The sequence below is a fragment of the Gracilibacillus sp. JCM 18860 genome (assembly GCF_055395245.1).
The window spans coordinates 3,937,166-3,956,985 of the sequence record NZ_AP043868.1 but is presented as its reverse complement, the minus strand read 5'-3'; the positions used below and the strand labels follow the sequence as shown (position 1 = coordinate 3,956,985).

The 19,820-nt window shown below is 38.4% G+C and carries 20 protein-coding genes; 1 reads left to right on the top strand and 19 read right to left on the bottom strand.

Translation table 11 applies throughout. The features are described from left to right. Positions 1–53: 53 nt before the first annotated feature. Positions 54–188 carry a lmo0937 family membrane protein gene (locus ACZ5R4_RS19340; protein ID WP_109983709.1) on the top strand — a complete coding sequence of 45 codons (135 nt, stop codon included), beginning with the start codon at positions 54–56 and terminating at the stop codon, positions 186–188. 45 nt (positions 189–233) lie between these two features. On the opposite strand, the gene zupT is transcribed toward ACZ5R4_RS19340, so the two are convergent. The 19 genes from zupT to ACZ5R4_RS19245 all read right to left on the bottom strand — a co-directional run bounded on the left by zupT (position 234) and on the right by ACZ5R4_RS19245 (position 19,492). Further along, positions 234–1,049 carry a zinc transporter ZupT gene (zupT, locus tag ACZ5R4_RS19335; protein WP_464367847.1) on the bottom strand — a complete coding sequence of 272 codons (816 nt, stop codon included), beginning with the start codon at positions 1,047–1,049 and terminating at the stop codon, positions 234–236. A 191-nt stretch (positions 1,050–1,240) separates the two neighbouring features. After that, complete coding sequence (locus ACZ5R4_RS19330) at positions 1,241–2,692, bottom strand: PH domain-containing protein (protein ID WP_464367846.1); 1,452 nt, start codon at positions 2,690–2,692, stop codon at positions 1,241–1,243. Further along, the gene (locus ACZ5R4_RS19325) at positions 2,685–3,167 is read right to left on the bottom strand and encodes a PH domain-containing protein (protein ID WP_054859749.1); all 483 of its coding nucleotides are present in this window, start codon (positions 3,165–3,167) and stop codon (positions 2,685–2,687) included. Before ACZ5R4_RS19325 ends, ACZ5R4_RS19330 begins: the two co-directional genes overlap by 8 nt. A gap of 183 nt (positions 3,168–3,350) precedes the next feature. Further along, entirely contained in the window at positions 3,351–3,947 is a 597-nt protein-coding gene (locus ACZ5R4_RS19320) for an ABC transporter ATP-binding protein (protein ID WP_277679200.1), read from the bottom strand. Continuing rightward, entirely contained in the window at positions 3,940–4,710 is a 771-nt protein-coding gene (locus tag ACZ5R4_RS19315; protein WP_464367845.1) for an ATP-binding cassette domain-containing protein, read from the bottom strand. The genes ACZ5R4_RS19320 and ACZ5R4_RS19315 overlap by 8 nt, the downstream gene beginning before the upstream one ends. Further along, entirely contained in the window at positions 4,688–5,497 is an 810-nt protein-coding gene (locus ACZ5R4_RS19310; protein WP_277679198.1) for an ABC transporter permease, read from the bottom strand. The genes ACZ5R4_RS19315 and ACZ5R4_RS19310 overlap by 23 nt, the downstream gene beginning before the upstream one ends. Continuing rightward, a complete protein-coding gene (locus ACZ5R4_RS19305; RefSeq protein ID WP_464368518.1) occupies positions 5,494–6,501 on the bottom strand; it encodes an ABC transporter permease in 1,008 nt (335 codons plus the stop codon). The genes ACZ5R4_RS19310 and ACZ5R4_RS19305 overlap by 4 nt, the downstream gene beginning before the upstream one ends. Next, positions 6,489–8,045, bottom strand: a complete 1,557-nt coding sequence (locus ACZ5R4_RS19300; RefSeq protein ID WP_464367844.1) for an ABC transporter substrate-binding protein — start codon at positions 8,043–8,045, stop codon at positions 6,489–6,491. The genes ACZ5R4_RS19305 and ACZ5R4_RS19300 overlap by 13 nt, the downstream gene beginning before the upstream one ends. 66 nt (positions 8,046–8,111) lie before the next feature. Beyond that, positions 8,112–8,861 (bottom strand): nickel pincer cofactor biosynthesis protein LarB, encoded by a 750-nt coding sequence (larB, locus tag ACZ5R4_RS19295; protein ID WP_054787180.1) that lies wholly within the window; start codon positions 8,859–8,861, stop codon positions 8,112–8,114. A 17-nt stretch (positions 8,862–8,878) separates the two neighbouring features. Further along, positions 8,879–10,345, bottom strand: a complete 1,467-nt coding sequence (locus ACZ5R4_RS19290) for a gluconokinase (protein ID WP_464367843.1) — start codon at positions 10,343–10,345, stop codon at positions 8,879–8,881. 72 nt (positions 10,346–10,417) lie between these two features. Beyond that, positions 10,418–11,236: an ATP-dependent sacrificial sulfur transferase LarE gene (larE, locus tag ACZ5R4_RS19285; RefSeq protein WP_464367842.1), complete on the bottom strand. Its 819-nt coding sequence runs from the start codon at positions 11,234–11,236 to the stop codon at positions 10,418–10,420. Positions 11,237–11,257: 21 nt separating this feature from the next. Beyond that, entirely contained in the window at positions 11,258–12,028 is a 771-nt protein-coding gene (locus tag ACZ5R4_RS19280; protein WP_464367841.1) for a glucose 1-dehydrogenase, read from the bottom strand. Positions 12,029–12,040: 12 nt separating this feature from the next. Next, complete coding sequence (locus ACZ5R4_RS19275) at positions 12,041–13,309, bottom strand: nickel pincer cofactor-dependent isomerase, group 22 (protein ID WP_109983718.1); 1,269 nt, start codon at positions 13,307–13,309, stop codon at positions 12,041–12,043. Between the two features lie 21 nt (positions 13,310–13,330). Further along, a complete protein-coding gene (locus ACZ5R4_RS19270) occupies positions 13,331–14,254 on the bottom strand; it encodes an AEC family transporter (protein WP_464367840.1) in 924 nt (307 codons plus the stop codon). A 239-nt stretch (positions 14,255–14,493) separates the two neighbouring features. Next, on the bottom strand, positions 14,494–15,570 hold the full coding sequence (locus ACZ5R4_RS19265; RefSeq protein ID WP_109983720.1) for a Gfo/Idh/MocA family protein: 1,077 nt from the start codon (positions 15,568–15,570) through the stop codon (positions 14,494–14,496). 64 nt (positions 15,571–15,634) lie between these two features. Next, on the bottom strand, positions 15,635–16,480 hold the full coding sequence (locus tag ACZ5R4_RS19260) for a sugar phosphate isomerase/epimerase family protein (RefSeq protein ID WP_277679612.1): 846 nt from the start codon (positions 16,478–16,480) through the stop codon (positions 15,635–15,637). Next, on the bottom strand, positions 16,477–17,487 hold the full coding sequence (locus ACZ5R4_RS19255) for a Gfo/Idh/MocA family protein (RefSeq protein WP_109983722.1): 1,011 nt from the start codon (positions 17,485–17,487) through the stop codon (positions 16,477–16,479). Before ACZ5R4_RS19255 ends, ACZ5R4_RS19260 begins: the two co-directional genes overlap by 4 nt. Positions 17,488–17,495: 8 nt before the next feature. After that, positions 17,496–18,641: a Gfo/Idh/MocA family protein gene (locus ACZ5R4_RS19250; protein WP_109983723.1), complete on the bottom strand. Its 1,146-nt coding sequence runs from the start codon at positions 18,639–18,641 to the stop codon at positions 17,496–17,498. Positions 18,642–18,646: 5 nt separating this feature from the next. After that, complete coding sequence (locus tag ACZ5R4_RS19245; RefSeq protein ID WP_054859745.1) at positions 18,647–19,492, bottom strand: helix-turn-helix domain-containing protein; 846 nt, start codon at positions 19,490–19,492, stop codon at positions 18,647–18,649. Positions 19,493–19,820: the final 328 nt, after the last annotated feature.

Here is a 19,820-nt window from a genome sequence, read left to right as displayed (position 1 = left end):
CACCTGATGTAGGGTAACATATTGTTAACAAATAAACCAAAGGAGTGAACACCATGATTTGGACAATTATTGGTATTCTATTACTTGTGTGGCTACTTGGTTTTCTCTTTGAATTTGCTGGTGGTCTCATTCATATACTACTGGTCATAGCATTAATCGTATTCATTGTTAAAATGATTAGAAAATAATCCGATGGTTAGTGCGATAAACGGGGAAAACTCCCCGTTTATTTCTTATATAAATAATAATAGGCTTAATGCCATAACGGCCATCCCTGAGATTAAACCATAAATGGATTTATGAGCTTCATCATATTTTTTGGCAGCAGGAAGTAATTCATCTAACGAAATAAACACCATTATCCCAGCAACACCAGCGAATATTAAACCAAACATCATATCATTTAAGAATGGCATAAGGAATAGAAATGCCACTATTGCTCCGATTGGTTCTGCAAGTCCTGATAAAAAAGATAATTTAAAAGCTTTCTTCCTATCACCTGTTGAAAAATAGATCGGTACAGCGACAGCGATCCCTTCTGGTATATTATGAATCGCAATGGCGATAGCGATCGCTATCCCCAAGCCCGGGTCTTGTAAAGCTGCAGTAAATGTGGCAATTCCCTCTGGAAAGTTATGAATGGCAATGGCTAAAGCTGTGAAAGTCCCCATTTTTAATAAGGCTCCATCCCCATTAGCCGAACTTTTTTTATCCATCTCCTCTACTTTTTTAATATTATGAGGATTTCCATGGGAAGGAATAAATTTATCAATTAACGCAATAAGAACCATTCCACCGAAAAAACCGATAACGGTTAGCCAATGGCCCATTATATCACCACTAGCATTAATCAAGGCATCCTGTGCTTTAAAGAAGATTTCTATCATGGAAACATAAATCATGACACCTGCTGAAAATCCTAACGCCCACGACAAAAATTTGGTATTCGTATTAGATGTGAAAAAAGCTAATAAACTACCAACACCTGTTGCCAAACCAGCAAATAATGTTAGACCAAACGCAAACATAAAACCATCCACTTCACCCATGACAGCTAAACACCCTTTCAACATAAAATGTAGTCAACTAATCCTAATATATGCCTAAATCACAAAATGTTTCTCGCACGAAACATGTTACTCTTAATCTAAAAAACAGTCAATATTTAAATACTCCTCATTATATTTTACAAGCTACATAAAGGAATATTACTGTCATCCTTAACATGAAAAAAATCGCTCTAGAGGTTAGAGCGATTTTTTTGGTAAGAATACCAATCTGATATTTTGTCGACATCTTCTTGTTCTAGATCTCGGACAATAAAATGCCTACCTAAAAATTTGTTTAGAATGGCTGTATCTAGTGATGCAAGGTTTTGCTTTTTTTGAATAAAATGTTGTTTTTTCTTCATTGCTTGTAATCTTCTATGTTTGACTATGATCGTATCCTTACTTAGGTCTCGATTTCGAATAAATAAGTGCTCTCCCTTAATCTCGTAACCAATTGTTTTATATTGAAAATAGGCAAGCAAACATGCCAATATCGTCACAATCAATGGAATATAAGCCCAGTCCGTTAAAGTAAAATAAAAGACAACCGTTACAATGAGTGGAAGGATAGCCAAACGGAATAAATAATACGGTAATGCACGCTTAGGTAAAGAAATCCATTGATCGATATTGTACTCATATTCTGGTAAGAGCTCTCGTAAAAAGTTCTGCACTTCACTTTTTCTTATAAGTGGAAATAACACAGTATGCATCTCTGAGTCTGAACCCATCTCTCCACTTGCTATATCTACATATATTTTTGCAAGGCCAAGTGGTTGATGAATGATCGTTTCAACTACACCCACTGCTTGAATTCTTTTTAATGGGATGGTTGATTGTTTCTTTTCGAGAAGTCCTCTTGTTATAAACAGTTCTTTTTCATAGCGAGTAATCGTAAAATCCCAGTATTGGATCAATGTTACTAAAATTCCCAGTAACCATAAAATAATCAATGCCACAATAGCTAACAAAATCAATATTTGGATCGCTTGTGAGAACACCCAGTCTGTCGCATGATTATAATAACGATCTGGAATAATGCTTTCAATCTCTGAAAATCCTAAACCTATTAACCCTAAAATCACTCCAAAGCTACCAGATGTAGAGCCTGCAATAATCAGTGCCTTTGGCGTTATTTTTCGAGATGGATGCTTTTTTTCATCCTCTGGGTGTTCGTTCGTGTCTACCTCTATGTCCTTCGGTACCTGATTATACTTCAACTGGTCGTGAACCATTTTCCCTTCATCCATTGTTACGGCATGAAGTGTTGCATCGATCTTATGATCATTACCAGCTGTCTCGATTTGCACCTTCGTTAGTCCAAATATACGATGAATAATATTTTGTGATAAATCAATCGATTGGATTCGATGCTTGGATATCGTACGTTTTTTTCTTATTAGGACACCTTGTTCGATTCTAATTTGATCTTCTTCTAATTGATAAGTATAGCGCAACCAAGACAAAATACTAGAAATAATAATGAAAGTTACAAGTGCGCCTGCTGCAATGACAACATAAATCCATTTCGCTTCCCCAATTGCCAAAATGACAATAGGTAACAAACTAAAAATAGATGTTTTGATGGAATGAATAACAGAAAAGATCATGGCAGCAGGATGAAGACGCTTCGGATTAGACATCATCTTGTTCCACCCTTGCTAATTCAGAAATTTGATCTCTCAGATCAGACGCTTCTTCTTCAAGAAGTGCCGGAATTTCATGTGTCGTAGCAGCTGTCGAAATTTGCAAGGTAGACAACCCATATTTCTTTAAAATGGGGCCTTGCTTTGTATCCACATGCTGAACACGAATCATTGGAACTATCGTTCTAGTTACAATTAAAATACCATGTTGAATATAAATCTCTTGATCAAAGATTTCATAACGCCATCTTCTCCATCTCAATTTCGGAATAATCCATGCCGAAACAACCCACAAAATAATCGAAGCAACAAGCAATATGATTCCAATCCAATAAGGAATAAACTCAACATAATAAGCTATTACAAGTGCTGCAATGGCAAATAATATGGCAATCACTGTAACAAGGTGTGCTGTTATTTTCCATGCTTTCATCGCATCTAGCGCAATACGTTCTTTTGGTTCATTTCTCATTAAAGTACTCCCTCCTACACAACTTCCCCGCTATCTTGTTTTACAATATAGCTATTTTCATTATAGCTAGATATAGAAAATAATCAAGGTAAAATGGTAGTTGATTCCACCAATTAATAGTTATTTACGAATAAAACACAAAAATAGTTTCAAATTATTTGAAAATATCCTACTTTATTTCTATTAACCTTGTAATTCCTCTATATCTAGAATGTGATCTGTTATTCGTTCGAGAAGCTTTCTTTCATGACTAATAACGAGCAATCCTGTATTGTTCGCTTCCACAATATGCATGAATTGTTTCCAAATTTCTGCTTGTGAAACCGGGTCAAGCATGGATGTCATTTCATCCGCGATAATATAGGAAGGATTAACCATTAAACATCGCACAATACATATTCGTTGGAGCTCTCCACCCGATAATTGTTGTGGAAATCTTTGTAGCCATTCGCTTGGAATGTTAAACTGCTGGAGTAATCCTTGATTGATCTCTCCTGCTTCCTCTAATATTTTTCTCACACGCCACTTCGGATTAACGGCTTGCTCTGGATGTTGCCAAATTAATTGGATGGAAGCTACTCCATCCCTTTCCTTTGGAGGAATCACTTCACCACTAGATGGTAGAAGAAAACCAGCTAAAATTTTTGCAAGGGTTGTTTTTCCTGCACCGCTTTTCCCCATTAAACCAATCTTTTGGCCATACTTCCATTCCCAATTTGTATGATCAAGTATCCGTGTTCCAGCTTTTGTTTGATAGGAGACATTCTTCGTTCTAATCATGAGAATACCCCCAAAAACTATTTTCAGGTAATGCATTCCATAATTGACGTGAATAGGAATGATTTAGTTTCTCTCCTTTACCACAGAAGGCATGAATTGGAGCTATTTCAACCATTTGTCCCTCACGTAAAATCGCTATTTTATCGGCGATCTTCAATGCAGCATCGAAGTCATGTGTAATGATTAGCATGCCATTATTTTTCGTTTTTAAGGATTGTAACAAGCTTAGCATATCCTCACGAGCGTCTACATCTAATCCTGGTGTTGGCTCATCTGCCACCAATAGAGGAGCACTTTTTATTAGAGCTATGGCTATTAGCACTCTCCTTCTTTGACCACCAGATATTTCAAATGGGTATCGATTTAATACGGTATGGTTCAGATTTAAATATTCTAATATTGTATCCAGCTTTTGAGCATTTTTTTCTTTATTCATTAATGTGGTTAGTTGTTTCCCTATCTTCATTAATGGATCCAAAGCATCAATCGATTGAGGGATCAACATCATTTTATTCCCTCTCATTTTTCTAACCGTTTGGTCGGTAATCGCTAGACCATCTAGAAAAATTTCTCCGTTTTGCTTCAGGTTTTCTGGTAGTAAACGAAAAATACTTTGAGCGATCAAGCTTTTTCCAGATCCGCTTGCACCTACTAGTGCAATCGACTCCCCCTTATGTATCGTCAAATGAAGAGGGTGTAATAAGCTTGTACTAGATGGTTTGTGTAATATCGATAATTGCCTAATTTCTAGTAATTTGTCCATAGCTATAATCCTTTTCCAGTGAATTTCTTAAACCTTTAGCTGTTAATTGAAACAACACGATAACTATTAATAATACGAATCCAGGGAAAAAGGCGAGCCACCACATCCCAGAGGATAAGTATTGCATCGATTCTGAAAGGATAATGCCAATAGCTGGTTGTTCTGCTGATAGTCCAAATCCAAGAAACGTAATAGAAGCTTCGTGCAATATCGCATGAGGAAAAATCACCGTAATTCCTACAAGCATTTGAGGTAATATATGTGGAACAAAATGATGCCATGCTCTCCACCAGAAGCCTTTTCCTAGTTTTTTTGACATTTGAACATAGGTGGTTTGCTGAAGCTGTAACATTTCCGCGCGAAGGATCCTTGTAAGGCTCGGCCAATGGGTAAGAACTAACCCTATCACTACTCCTTTCATCCCCCCACCAAGTGTAAAGGAGATGAGAAGCAATGTAACGAGATGTGGTAGACTCAAAAACAAGTCTACTAACCAGCTAATTATTCGATCCATTGGTTGATTAAGCATGGCGAGAGTACTCATAAAAAAACTACAAATTGTTGACAGTATTGCCGTTAAAAGCCCTATGCCAATACTTAATTGTAATGCCTTCCATGTACGAAAAAACATATCACGCCCAAGCCAGTCAGTTCCAAACAAATGGGAAAAACTTGGCGCTTGGTTTTTCTCCATTAAATGAATCGACAACCTCTCCCCCGAGATCAAAAAAGGGAAAAGGAAAAATAGGAGTAATATGATAGCAGGTACCCAAAATTTCCTAGTCATAATCCAGCTTCCCCCTTTTCGCGATGAATTCTAGGGTCAACCAGAGAATAAAACATATCCGCCAAAAAATTCCCTAAAAAGACAAAACAAGCACTTATCACAACTATTCCTAGCAATAATGGAACATCCCCATTTAATCCAGCATCCACGATCGCTTTCCCTAAACCTGGATAACTAAAAACCTGCTCTAGTAACACAGCTCCCCCAAACAGCTCGCCAAATGAAGCAAAATGGACTGAAATCGCTGGTAGGATCATATTGCGTAAACCATGTCGCTTGAACAAAGCTAGTCCACTAAGGCCATTTGCTCGTGCTTGAAGTATGTAAGGTTGCTTTAACACATCGATCATTTTTTCCCTTGTATGTAAGCAAACATTTGCAATACCGATAATACTTAAGGTGATCGCTGGTAATATAGCATGATAGAGTCTATCCATTATAGTTATTTCACTTGTCGTTATACCAACTGGGGCACTTAGCCCAATCGGGAACCAGTCAAGCCATACGGAAAAGATCATCAGCAATAGTAGCCCGAGCCAGAAACTAGGAGTTGAGAGAAGTAAATAACAATAACCCCTTATGAAGTGATCCGTTTTACTTCCTTGCTTCATAGCCGCAACAGCCCCTAGCAATAATCCTATCACCCCTGACAAAAGCCAAGCAACTGCCAGGAGTAGGATAGAGGAAATAAAACGGTCAGCAATCACATCAAGGACAGGAGTACGATAAATGAAAGATGTCCCAAAATCTCCAGTTATCACGCTAGCTAACCAATGCACATATTGGCTAATAAACGATTCATTTAATCCCCAGTATTCCTCAATAGCAGCTCTTTGTTCTGGACTAACCTTCATCATATCTGCCCCAATATATGTTTGGACTGGATCGATAGGCGATAGACGAATGAGTAGATAGGTGATAAAACTAACAGCTAGAAGTAGCAATAGTAATCTAATTATTTTTTTTACGACAAAAATTGATAGATTTCTAGTCAATTCTTCCATTTCCATTCTGTAATAAAATCTGTGATTGGCCAGCCGTGTCCATGCGGTTGTACCTTTTGATCTCCAATATCCAATCCTTCCTTCACATAATAGATGTGATGAATATTGACGAGCCATACCCATGGTGCATCACCTTTAGCACTTACCCCCGTTTTTCCATCCCATTGTATTTTTTTCCAATATTCATTAGCCTTTTCTTGGGAGGTTTCCTGAATCGCTTTTTGAAAATATTGATCAATCGTTTGATTAGCATAATAATTGCTATTATAATATTCGACTCCTTGCATTTTTGAGCTAAATAAATAATACAATTCAACAGGATCATGACTTCCCCAGCCCATCATAACTGGATTGGCATGCATCACCTTTTCTAAATCATTCCAGCTCTTTCCTTCGGTCTTAACCTCGATACCGAATTCGTTCATCATTTCTGCAAATACTAATGAAAGAGACTGTCTGAGTTGATCACCTGTTGGATAGTATAAGGTAAATGATGCTTTTATTTCGTCTTTCTGATAGATTCCGTCTGTACCCTTTTTCCAGCCACCTTCTTGCATGAGCTGTTTTGCTTTTTCTACATCATACTCCACTACTGCATCCTCATTACCCCAAGGCAGTCCATCCACACTGGAAAAGGATTTTGTTCCTTCTCCATTTAAAACACCGTCAACGATTGCTTGTCGATCGACTGCATAGTTCATCGCTTGACGAATATAGAGATCACTCGTCACCTCGTTTCCTACTCTTTCGCCTGCCTCGTTCTCATACGGCTCTGGTATAGGTAGCATCACACCTCGATTATCCACACTTTTAAAGGAAAGGCGGTTCATTCCTGATATATTTTGTTCAGCTAAAGTTGCAGGGACGGATAATACATCAACTATACCTGTTTTTGCTGCAGCAAGCGCTTGATCTTCTTCTATAAATAAAAAGGTTAGCCTCTTAAACTCTGGTTCTTCCCCATAATAGTTTGGATTTTTTTCAACAATAAGTTGTTCGCCTTTGCGCCATTCCACCATTTGGTAAGGTCCTGTACCGATAGGGTTTTCAGCATAGTCATTCCCATATGCATGCTTTGGGACAATCCCGAGTGTTAGTAATGTTGTGATAAAAGTAGATTGAGGTTTTTCTAGATGAAAAACGACTTCATCTTCGCTTTTTACTTCAATCTTCTTTAGATTGCTCAAGTCAACCACAGATTGTGCCTGCATTGCTGTTTCATATGTAAAGGATACATCCTCTGCTGTAAGCTCTTCTCCATCAGAGAATACGACATCCTCTCTTAACTGCACCGTCCAATGCAGGCCATCCCCTGATACTTGATAATCTTTAGCTAGGTCTGTTGTGATTTCAAGGTCTTGATCTCGCTTTAAGAGCGTGCTTTGGAACAATGGTGATCCATATCGTCCCCAGCCAGTTGTTGGATCAAATCCTGCCTCAGGTTCTCCGCCAATGGCTAATGTTAAAGTCTCTGGATTATGTTGTTCCTCCTTAGACTGGGCCGTTTCTTTTTGACTGCAAGCTGCTAGCATACAAATGATCACTAAAAAAATTGAAATGAAACGAAAGCTTCTCATATAATCCCCACTCTATCTGTCATTATGATGAATCTAAATGTTATTTTGATTCGCTATCCGATGAATCATCACCGCATTATAAGCTCCGCCAAATCCATTATCAATGTTGACAACACTTATTCCTGATGCACAAGAATTTAGCATCGTTAAGAGAGCGGAAAGCCCATTAAAGCTTGCCCCATATCCAATACTAGTTGGAACTGCTATAACTGGATGGGAAACAAGTCCACCTACAACACTAGGTAGAGCTCCTTCCATGCCTGCTATTACAACCGTAACAGTTGCCTTCCTTATCTCATCAATATGTGCAAGTAATCGATGAATACCAGCGACACCAACATCATAGAAGCGTCTTACTTCTACTCCATATGCTTCAGCTGTTTTAGCAGCCTCTTCTGCAACGGGAAGATCGGATGTTCCTGCACAGACTATCGAGATATATCCCTGATAATGAACACTTTCCTCATGATTTTTCATCAACAATATCCGAGCTGTTGGATCATAGCTAAAATTCGGTAAATGCTCCAAAATAATCTGTGCTTTTTCTAATTCGACTCTAGTAACTAATATATTCTCATTTTTCGCCATCATTGCCCGGGAAATATCGATAATATGTGCAGGCTCTTTTCCTTCCCCAAAAATCACTTCAGGAAATCCTTGGCGCTTTGTTCGATGATGGTCTACTTTGGCAAAGCCTAAATTTTCAAAGGTAGCGAGCCTTTTCTTTGCTTCTTCTGCTGTTAATAAGCCTTTTTCTACCTGTTTTAAAATATCCTCTAACATTATTTCACAACCTATTTTTATTCGAAGTATTTTTGTATATCCTTTGCTAACAGCTGATAACGGATAAAGACCTTCTGATATTGCTGATGATTACTCTTATTCGGCTGTACAACTTGGTTAATGGGGATGTTTTGTTTAATCGCTTCAAACGAATCTACTTTTCCAATAGCAACAAGCGCTGTCCACCCTGCTCCCCATGCTGCACCATGATGAGTATCTGCTAGCTGAATTTCTTTTCCAAAGACATCTGCTAGAATTTGCACCCACAATGGAGACTTGGAAAGCCCACCATTTACAGAGATGCTAGTTGGTGATCCTGCAATTTCTTCTAATGATTGACTAATTTGATATAGATTAAAGACAATACCTTCTAAAACTGCTCTCACTAGGTGTGGCCTTTTATGTGTTACACTAAGCCCAAAAAAGTTACCACGCGCATTTTGATTCCAGACTGGTGCACGCTCCCCATTTATATATGGAATAAATAATAGTCCATCGGCACCAATGCCGATATTGTCCGCATCTTTTAAAAATTCTTCATGGGTTCCTTTATATTCTAGCATATCTTTTAACCATTGAAGGGCAATTCCACCATTATTTGTTGGTCCACCGATAATAGACGTATTCTCTGTAAAAGCATAGCTAAAGGTTTCTTGATTGTCATTTACATGCTGACCTGAAATAAGCTGACGAATAGCTCCACTTGTTCCAACAGAAATCGCAACCTCCCCAGGTTTTATTGCACCATTTCCAAGGTTGGCTAATTGACCATCAGCAGCCCCAATCACAAGCTTTACATCTATTGGCCAGTCTAATTCCTGTGCAATACTTTCCTTTATACTACTAATTATTTCAGTAGGAGGAACAATTTCTGATAACTGGTCACGTTCTACTCCGGCAATTTTTAGCGCTTCTTCGTCCCAATCTAATGATTGTATATTCATTAATCCGGTTGCAGATGCCATCGAATAATCCGTTATTCTTTTGCCAAACCATTTGAAAAGAATGTATTCTTTCATGGACATAAAATAACTTGCTTGTTTGTATGGGGAGTAATCCGTTTCCTTCATCCACATTAACTTCAGTAATGGTGACATAGGATGGATAGGTGTTCCTGTTTTTGTGTATACACGCTTCTTCGTCGCTGGATCCATTCTTTGCACAAGCTCACTGCTGCGGCCATCTGACCAGATCAGCATATTGGACAGTGCCATTCCTTTTTCATCGACACAAATCAAGGAATGCATAGCACAAGAGATCCCAATCGTTATAACACGATTCTTTTTGGTTAAGGAGAAGATTTCTGCTAGAACATTTTTGGTGCTTTTTTCTATTTGATCAGGGTTTTGCTCCACATAAGCTATTTCCGGGTAAATTGTTTCAATAAACTGTTCCGACTCCGCCAATACCTTCCCTTCTAGATCAAAAGCAATGGCTTTAACACTAGTTGTACCTATATCTAAACCAATGACAACTTCCTGCATAAGACTCTCCTCCGTTATTTTTAGTGAAACCAAAAGCTTTGGACATACTTCCAAAGCTTTCCCCAATTTCTATTATGAACGATTAACATGGGATAAGGTGGTATTCATACTACCACTTTTATAACCTACTAGGTCCATTGTTACAAATTTATAACCATAGCTTTGCAGTTTTTCCGTAACACGCTGATGATTTGCTAGTAGTTTTTGCATATCTTGGGGTTCAACCTCAATCCGAGCGATATCATTATGTGTACGAACACGAACCTGTCGCAAACCGAGTGTTTTTAAAAAGGCTTCTGATTTATCCACCTTCGTTAATTTCGCCTGGGTGATTTTTTCTCCATAAGCGATTCTCGATGAAAGACAAGCAAACGATGGCTTATCCCACGTTGGTAGCCCCATTTCCTTTGATAGCTGACGAATTTCTTCCTTAAAAAGATTGGCCTCTTGTAAGGGACCGCGAACCCCTTGTTCCTTCGCTGCACGCATTCCTGGACGATACTCACTTACATCATCTGCAATCACACCATAAATTATATTTTGGTATTTTTTTTGTTGCATAATAGGAACTAGATGATCAAATAAGCTATTTTTGCAAAAATAACATCTATTTTTATCATTTTCTGTATAGCCTGGTATCGCCAATTCACTTGTTTGGATAATTTGATGATTAGCTCCTATTAAAGCTGCAAGACTTTTTGCTTCTTCTAGTTCACTAGTTGGATATGTCTCTGAATCCGCAGTAACTGCTAAGACATTGTCCACACCAAGTGTATCGACAGCAGTCTTTAATAAAAAGGTACTGTCCACACCTCCTGAAAATGCGACTACTACTCTTTTCATTTCTTGGAGAATAGATGTCAACGCTTGGTATTTTGATTCGATTTCCATACTATCTCTCCTCCCCAAAAATTAAATAGTCATACTGCCAAATCCACCATCCACTCGTAAAAAGGTCCCTGTCACAAATCCACTTGCTTTATCAGATGCTAAATATACAGCAGCTCCTTGAAGCTCTTCAGGTTCGCCAAAACGATTCATCGGGGTATGGTTCATAATGGATTGAACTCTTTCTTCACTTAATATTTTACGGTTTTGTTCTGCTGGAAAGAACCCAGGAATAATAGCATTCACTCGAATATCGTGTGGTGCAAATTCGCGTGCTAAAAATTGTGTCACACTATTCATCGCAGCCTTCGAAGCAGAATAAGTAAACACTTTGGATAATGGTGTAGTGGAGGATACAGAAGAAATATTAATAATACTACCCCCACGTTTTTGTTCCATCATTTTTTTAGCAAAAATTTGAGTTGCAAATACGACTCCTCTTAAATTGACATCCATAATCTTATCCCATTCTTCTGTTGCTAGATCTAGAAATGGTGTTGTACTATTCATACCAGGTGCGTTGAGGAGAATGTCCCAGCCACCTGCCCATGCCTCAATTTCTGTGGCAACATTTTCTACGGTTGCTAAATCACTTACATCCGCTTGAAAGGCCTTTGCCTCCCCACCATTAGCATTTATTTTTTGGGCGACCTCCTCTGAAGTCTCCCTATTTCGACCGACTATTGCGAGCTTTGCTCCATGCTCAGCCAGCCCTTCGGCAATCGAGCTACCTAGTGTACTATTTCCCCCAAGTGCTACAGCAACTTTCCCTGTTAAATCGAATAATCTACTCATGCTCCTACTCCTTTATAAGAAATTTCCGTCTTTATCAAAAGCTAATTCATAAAGATCCGTTATTTTTTCTAGGTTCTCATGTGCTTCCACATCTGATAGCATATTTTCTGATACTTCAATTTCACCAATCTCCAGCGTATTCTTAATTCGAACTACCCTGGCTTTTGTAAAATTCAGAATATTACATGTTTTGATCGCTGCTTGGATAGCAGTTTTATCAGATGGCATGGCCGTTGAGATATGAGTTGGACCAACTACTGTTGATGTTAGGCCATTAGCATAGGTAGTTTCCCGATCCATCTTATCGACAAGCTTTTGGGTGGTGAAGTCTGCTGTACCAACCCCATTGGCATTTCCTTCTGTCTGTTTCGTTAAATCTAGCACAACCATTTTGGTCACCTCTGGCCCGCCATAAGCATAAGGAGTCGGATAACGCCCTGTAATATTTGGGTCCATGCCATCCCCACTAATGTTCTTACCGATTTCATCAATGACTAACACATCGATTTGATCGAAGAAAAGCTTTGGTAAGGACGCCTTAGCAAGCCTCTGTAAATCTGGTTCCTTTTCTTCGATTTCTTCAGGTAATAAAACCTCTAGTTTTGCTACCTTATCAAATGCATTTTCGACTGTGGCCACTGCAAATAGGATCGGCATTTTATCGATAATAATTTTAGCCATAGCTGGCACATGCTCAGCCATATGCTTAAAGCCTAATTGGTGACAAGCCTCTGCACCCTTTTGTTTGCCGAGCCCTATACTGATCATTTTCATAATTCCACTTTCAACAGGACCACGAAATGCCGTATGCGGTTTCACTCGATTAATGACGACAATACCATCAGCTTCTGAAGCGATTTTATCGACATAGATTGGTAGACCATTTTCTAGTTCATCAATTTTGATCACTTCCATGGAGGAACGAATCTCAGCACCTACTATTTCTTCTTTTACACCTAAATGCTCTAAAACCGCTTTTTGCCCAGGTCCGGTAGCGCCGCCATGACTCCCCATGCATGGAACGATAAATGGCTTTGCGCCATGCTTTTTTAAAAAGTCGATCGTAGTTTTGGTCATTTCTACTAGACGATCTAAACCACGACTACCTACTGCAACCGCAATTTCCATTCCTGGCTTGACCTGTTGTGCTAATTGTTTTTGATCAAATTGTTCTAATAAGACATTGCTCAGGTTATCAATCTTTTTATCATCAAAGGACTGTTTTACCTTGACCATTTTAGGAATCGGAATATCTTGTACAAGCTCATGTAATATACTCAACCTAATCACTCCTTATCAATTTTAAAATAGAACACGAGAAAGGTATATAATCACTGTAACAGTAAGCATACTGGCAACCGTTGAGAATAAAACCGTCTGTGCGGCAAAATCTGGATGACTTTTGTATTCCTCTGCAATCACAGCACTATTAACAGATGTAGGCATTGCGGATGCAATAAATAATGCTTGTGCCATCACTCCTTCTAAGCGGAATACAGTGATAATCATAAGAGCAACGATAGGTCCACCTATTAATCTAATAAAAACACTAACATAGACAGAGATTAATCCTTTTTTAAATTCCATCTTGGCTACCTGTGCCCCTAACGTAAGTAAAGCGATTGCAATCATAGCATCTGCTATGTAATTGGCAGATACCCAGATCGGTTCGGGAATAGCTACATTCCATGCATTTAATAGTACACCTGAAAGCATTGCATAAAGGACGGGCATTTTAAAATAACCAAGTGCTGCTTTTAATTTTCCTTCTTTTGCTGCCCTTAACGAAAAGATCCCATAGGAAAAAAGAAAGATATTTTGTAATGTCAGCATAATCACTTGGATCGACATCGCGAATGGATCACTACGAAAAACAAGATCATTAACAGGTACTCCGTAGTTACCAGAATTAAAGAACATAACACTATTAGCAAATGTCGTCTTCTTTCCACTTGTTATATTCATCACCTTAGCTACAATGAGAGCAACAAAGTTTAGTAATACAACGAGCAGGATAAAAAACAAGAGAACCTTGATAAACAATGCTAATCCAAATGTTGCACTATACAGCTTCACAAATATAAATCCAGGTACAAGAAAATAAATGTTAAGCTTCGCCAATGTGGAAAGATCTAATTTGAATTTCAAATGCAAATAAAAGCCTATCGTCATTAGGATAAAAACAGGGAGAATGATGTCTTTAAAAATCACGAAAAATTGCTCCATGTAATTCCTCCCCTTCTTCTAGCTAACAAAATAACAACGTTGTTATACTTATATTATCACATATTCTTATAAATGGAAACTCAAACTTTCGCTTGAGGTTTTCCGATAATTCCGCCACTTCTAAGAGTTTTCTCGCCACTTTTTCTTTTTTCCCGCCATTTATCCTTGTTATTCTACGATGGACCTTCACAACAAAAGCTGTTTTCCAGACTTTCTCTGAAAAACAGCTTTTGTATCTATTATTTTGTCACATCGATTGCTTTCTCTTGTGCTTGTAGACATAGTTCCGCTGCTTTGAAGGCATGCTTTTGCGTCATTGCATTTTCGGTACGATTGATACAATCCTTAATTAGCTCACCAAAGAATGGATAGCCCACTTTTCCAGTTACATCGAAATGCTGTTCACCATCCTTATTAACCAGGTACACCTGATTACCGCCAGTGTCACGAGCCAAATCTACGTATTTCCGTACCTCGATCGTTCCTTCCGTCCCAACGATAAATGTCCGACCATCTCCCCAAGTGCTTAATCCATCCGAAGTGAACCAATCGACACGGAAGAATTGGGTTGCCCCATTATCTCCTCTTAATGTGGCATCACCATAATCCTCAAGCTCTGGATACTCAGGGTGGTCGTAATTGCCAATTTTACTATGTAACACCTCCCCATCCTCACAGCCTGCATAAAATAGGAATTGCTCTATTTGGTGACTACCAATATCACAAAGGATCCCACCATATTTTGCTTTCTCAAAAAACCAATCAGGTCTGCTCGGTGCATTTAAACGATGTGGGCCAAAGCCTGTTACTTGAATAACCTTACCGATAGCCCCTTGTTTGACAAGCTCTCCTGCAAAGACGGCACTTTCCACATGAATACGTTCACTATAATACACCATATATTTCTGTCCTGTTTCTTCCACAACTTTCTTCGTTTCTTCCAATTGAGCTAGTGTCGTAAAAGGACCTTTATCTGTAAAATAATCCTTTCCTGCACGCATGACACGATTTCCTAATGTGCTTCGTTCTGATGGAATTGCAGCAGCAGTAACTAGCTTTACTTCTTCATCTTCTAAGATTTGATCAAGAGAATCTGCTTTTTTTGCCTGTGGGAATTTTTCTATAAATTGAGTTACCTTATCGTCATCAGGATCATATACCCATTTTAATGTTGCGCCTGCTTCTACTAGACCATTGCATTGACCAAAAATATGGCCATGGTCTAAGGCAACAGCGGCAAAAACAAATTCTCCCTCCTTGACCACTGGATTTGGTTTCCCCTTCGGAGCATAGTTCATCCCATCCGCTTTACTCATTTGTACACTCTCCTTCTACTGATTCTTTATCTACCATTGTAAGTGTTTTCACTGAATTTTACTATTAAAACCAATCGGCATAACCCATTTTTCGTAGATTCTCTGCTGAATCATGTAAACAATCAAACGGGTCCCGTCCATAAGTATCATCTTGTTCAATAAGAAATTGCTCTGCACCCGCTTCTAGACTTGCTTCGATAATGGCTGGCATGTTCAGATTTCCTTCACCAACCTCTGCGAATTCTATTAGATTGATAAATTTATTATGAAATTTGCTTCGGTCCTGTAAATCCTCTGCTGTCAAACCTAAATTTCCGATCCGATAATCCTTTAAATGAATAAGAGCAACACGTCCTTTATACTCCCGTATAAGCTGAACAGGATCTACGCCAGCTCGATGAATCCAATGAACATCCAACTCAAAACCTAATAAAGACGTATTTTCCTTCATGATATCGAGCAAAAACTTTCCGTCATAGCGCTCAAACTCGATATGATGGGTATGATAATAGAGAGAGATTCCCTCTGAATGAAGCCTCTGTGCCATTTTCTCAGCACGAGAGATATAATCCATTATTTTATCCTTATCTCCCATAATCGTTACAGGAAGCATTCCAATACGAATAAACTGACAATCTAATCTTTTACAATCGGCAACAATCTTTTCAAAATTATCTTCTAGGTTTTCGTTATCTCCATCAAGAGGGGCTGTTATAGACGTAATGGTTATCGAAAAATCCTTACTTGCTCTTCTCATTTCCTCTACATTTTCTGGTGTCATCGGTATTTGAGATACCTCTACAGAATGAAAGCCAAGCTCGTGGAGCTTTTTCATTGTTTGATAGGCTCCGTTCTCAGCCACCTTGCCTTTTAACATCATCATTTGAACACCGATTTTCCCTTTTTTCATTGGAATACCTCCATTGTAATAGGTTTTTTCGCTTCTGATGAATTACGAATTAATTGAATCATTTCCATCGAAACGAAAGCATCTCTAACATGTATGTAATCACATGTACCGCCAAGAATTTCCTGATAAAAATGGGCAATTAATTTGGCATGACTAGCTCCATAATAAAACTTAGAGCCAGGTAGCTTTGTGTCTTCTGTCACCCTTTTTTTCTGCCCATCTTCTGTCGTGATGGTTAGTATACTATCTTTTATCGTTAATATAGCCTTTTCTAACATTACTTGAAATTCAATCGATGAATTTTGTGCATTGGAAACAGTGGCAAAGAATAACCCTGTAGCACCATTGTTAAATTTTATATAGGCAGTAGCTGTGTCTTCAATATCATATTCATAATCTAATAGTTGATCAATGGAACCGCGAATGGATTCGATCTCCCCGCCAACTAACTGTATTAAATCTAACGTATGGATCGCTTGATTAATCATTACACCACCACCAGCTGTTTTAAGAAAACCGCGCCATGGTTTGGCATCATAATAAGCCTTAGGCCGATGCCATGTCACCAGTCCTTTTAATCCAATGATTTGCCCATATTTTTTACTCGAAACCATTTGTTGTAATGCTTTTACCGTTTCGTTTAAACGATTTTGTAGACAGACACCAATTTTGATATTTGGATGATTTTCTTCCAGTTCAACGATAGCTTTGGCATCCTGGATGGAGTGAGCTAATGGCTTTTCTAACAAAACATGCACACCAGCTTCTACAGCTGTTTTTGTAGCCAAATAATGAAGGTGATGTGGTAAGCAAATGTGAACACAGTCTAATGGTTGTTCTGTTAGCATTTTAGCGAAATCCGAATAAAACGGTATTCCATCAAACCTTTCCTTCTGTGATAGATCTAAATCACAAACGGCAGCTAACCGAGCATCCTCCATTGCTTGGATAGACTTTAAATGAATAGAAGAGATATCCCCAAGTCCGATTATCCCTACATTAAGCATAGGTGCACCTACTTTCTCTCTGCTTCGCGTCGTTTCGTTAATTCCTCTAAGTATAGATCCTCATCAATTGGTATACTTACTTCCTGATTTAACCAGCTTGACAAGTGCATGGCGTTTGCTAGCTCTACACCGTGAATTCCATCACTACCAGGAGCGATTAGTGGCGTTCCATCTAAAATGTTTGCGGCAAAGTTTTCTAATACAGCTTGGTGCTGTCCACCCCACATACTGTCAAACTCGATCATTTCTTCCTCATAAATTGCTCCAGGGCCGTCTCCACGTAATATCTCGGAAACCTCATGCATCGACATCGTAGCACTCATTTCACTTTCTGGTTTCAAAAGTCGCTTAATGTTTACTTTTTTACTATTATCTACGACGATTTTCCCCTTGTCCCCAAGGATTTCTAATCGATCAGTGCCCATGACATCATGTGTACATGTAATAAATACACCGGTTGCGCCATTACCATAATCAAAAATGGTCGTCACATCATCCTCCACTGGTATATCACGCTGGAATCCATACTGAGCTTTTGTATACACTTTTTTTGGCATGCCACAAATCCACTGGATTAAGTCAATTTGGTGTGGGGCTTGATTAACGAGAACTCCGCCACCTTCGCCATCCCATGTTGCTCGCCAAGTTCCTTGATCATAATAGCCCTGTGGACGCCACCATGTGGTAATGATCCAATTTGTCCGTCGAATCTTGCCAATCTCTCCATTATCGATAATTTCTTTTACTTTTTGATACAATTTGTTTGTTCGCTGGTTAAACATGATTGCATAGGTTAAATGTGGCTTCTGCTTCGCAAATTCATTGATTTCTCTTACCTGTTTTGTATACACACCTGCTGGTTTTTCTAATAATGCATGGATATCACGCTTTAATGCTTCTATCCCCATCTCTGGGTGTAAATAGTGTGGGACACAGGTTACGATAGCATTGACATTTTTACTTTCTAACATGTCCAAATAATTTTCATAAAATGGGGTTTCAGGGTAGCGCTCCTCTGCCAGCTTCCTCTTCTGTGGATCATGGTCACAAATAGCCCCAAGCTCCATATTGGAGATTTTACCTTCTTGAAGAAAGTTTGCGTACGCATTACCTTGCTGTCCTAGACCGATAACACCTAATTTTACCTTTGCCATTTGACTCACTCCTTAAAGATTTTTAATCGTTCCATTCGATACGTTTTTGCAGTGATGCCCATCTGTTTCTTAAAAAATCGACTTAGATGTGAAACGCTTTCAAATCCACTCTCATCAGCAATTTGCTGTAATGTCTTTCTTTCTTCTACTTCTAATAGGTATTGAACTTGCTTCAGTCGACATGCCATCACATATTCCATCACGGTAAAACCCGTCATTTCCTTAAATACGTGCGAGACATATGATTTACTAAGGTTTAGCTGTGTGGCGATTTTATCAATCGAGAGCTTTTCGTGAAAATGCTGTTGAATATATGTTGCAATCCTTTCAGCCTGCCATGTTTTATCCAATTTCTTTGATATCACTTTAATGGACGATGTATTCCCAAGCCGATTGACGATGATCAGCACCTGTACAAGCAATGCCTTCAGTTCCCACTCTTGCTCTTGTTTAGACATAGGCTCATGATTAATTTCACTCATTTGTTTAATCAGTCCAGCTAATTTATTCACTTCTTGCTTGTTTGTTGTCCTTATTAAGCAATGCCCAAGCTTGTGAAAAACGTCTAATAAACTAGAAGCATTTAAGGATGAAAGTAATGTTTCGATGGAATGTGGTGCAAAATGAACATGGCTTCGTATGTAATCACTGTTTATCGGTACATTCGGTTTATGTAGTGCCAATCCGTCCATTAATAAAATATCGCCTGGCTGTAAATCGTATATCTGATTATGGATCAAATAACGACAGGTTCCTTTATGAAATAAATATATTTCATATTCAATATGGGAATGGGCCTTAATTTTGCCAGCTTCTCCTTCTAATCGATAGTTCACTTTAAAGTTTTTCAATGAACATCACCTAACCTATTATACTTTTGATTCTATTGTATACGATTAGATAAAAAAATAACTACTATTGCTTTATTTTTCCGTTTTTTTGACTGAGAGTGCTCTTATGATGAACATGGCTACAAAAAAGTAATTAAAGTAAGCAAAAAAACGAACGATCCTTTAAAATCGTTCGTTTTATTTGCCTTTTAAAACGAGTTTCCATCACCGCTTTGTCAAAATACTTCACTTTCCCGCAGGAGTCTGCGTATTTTGACAACAATATCTTTATCATTCGTCTTTCTAGTATGCTATTTTCTTTATGATTTATCGATAAAGTTTTTCTTGT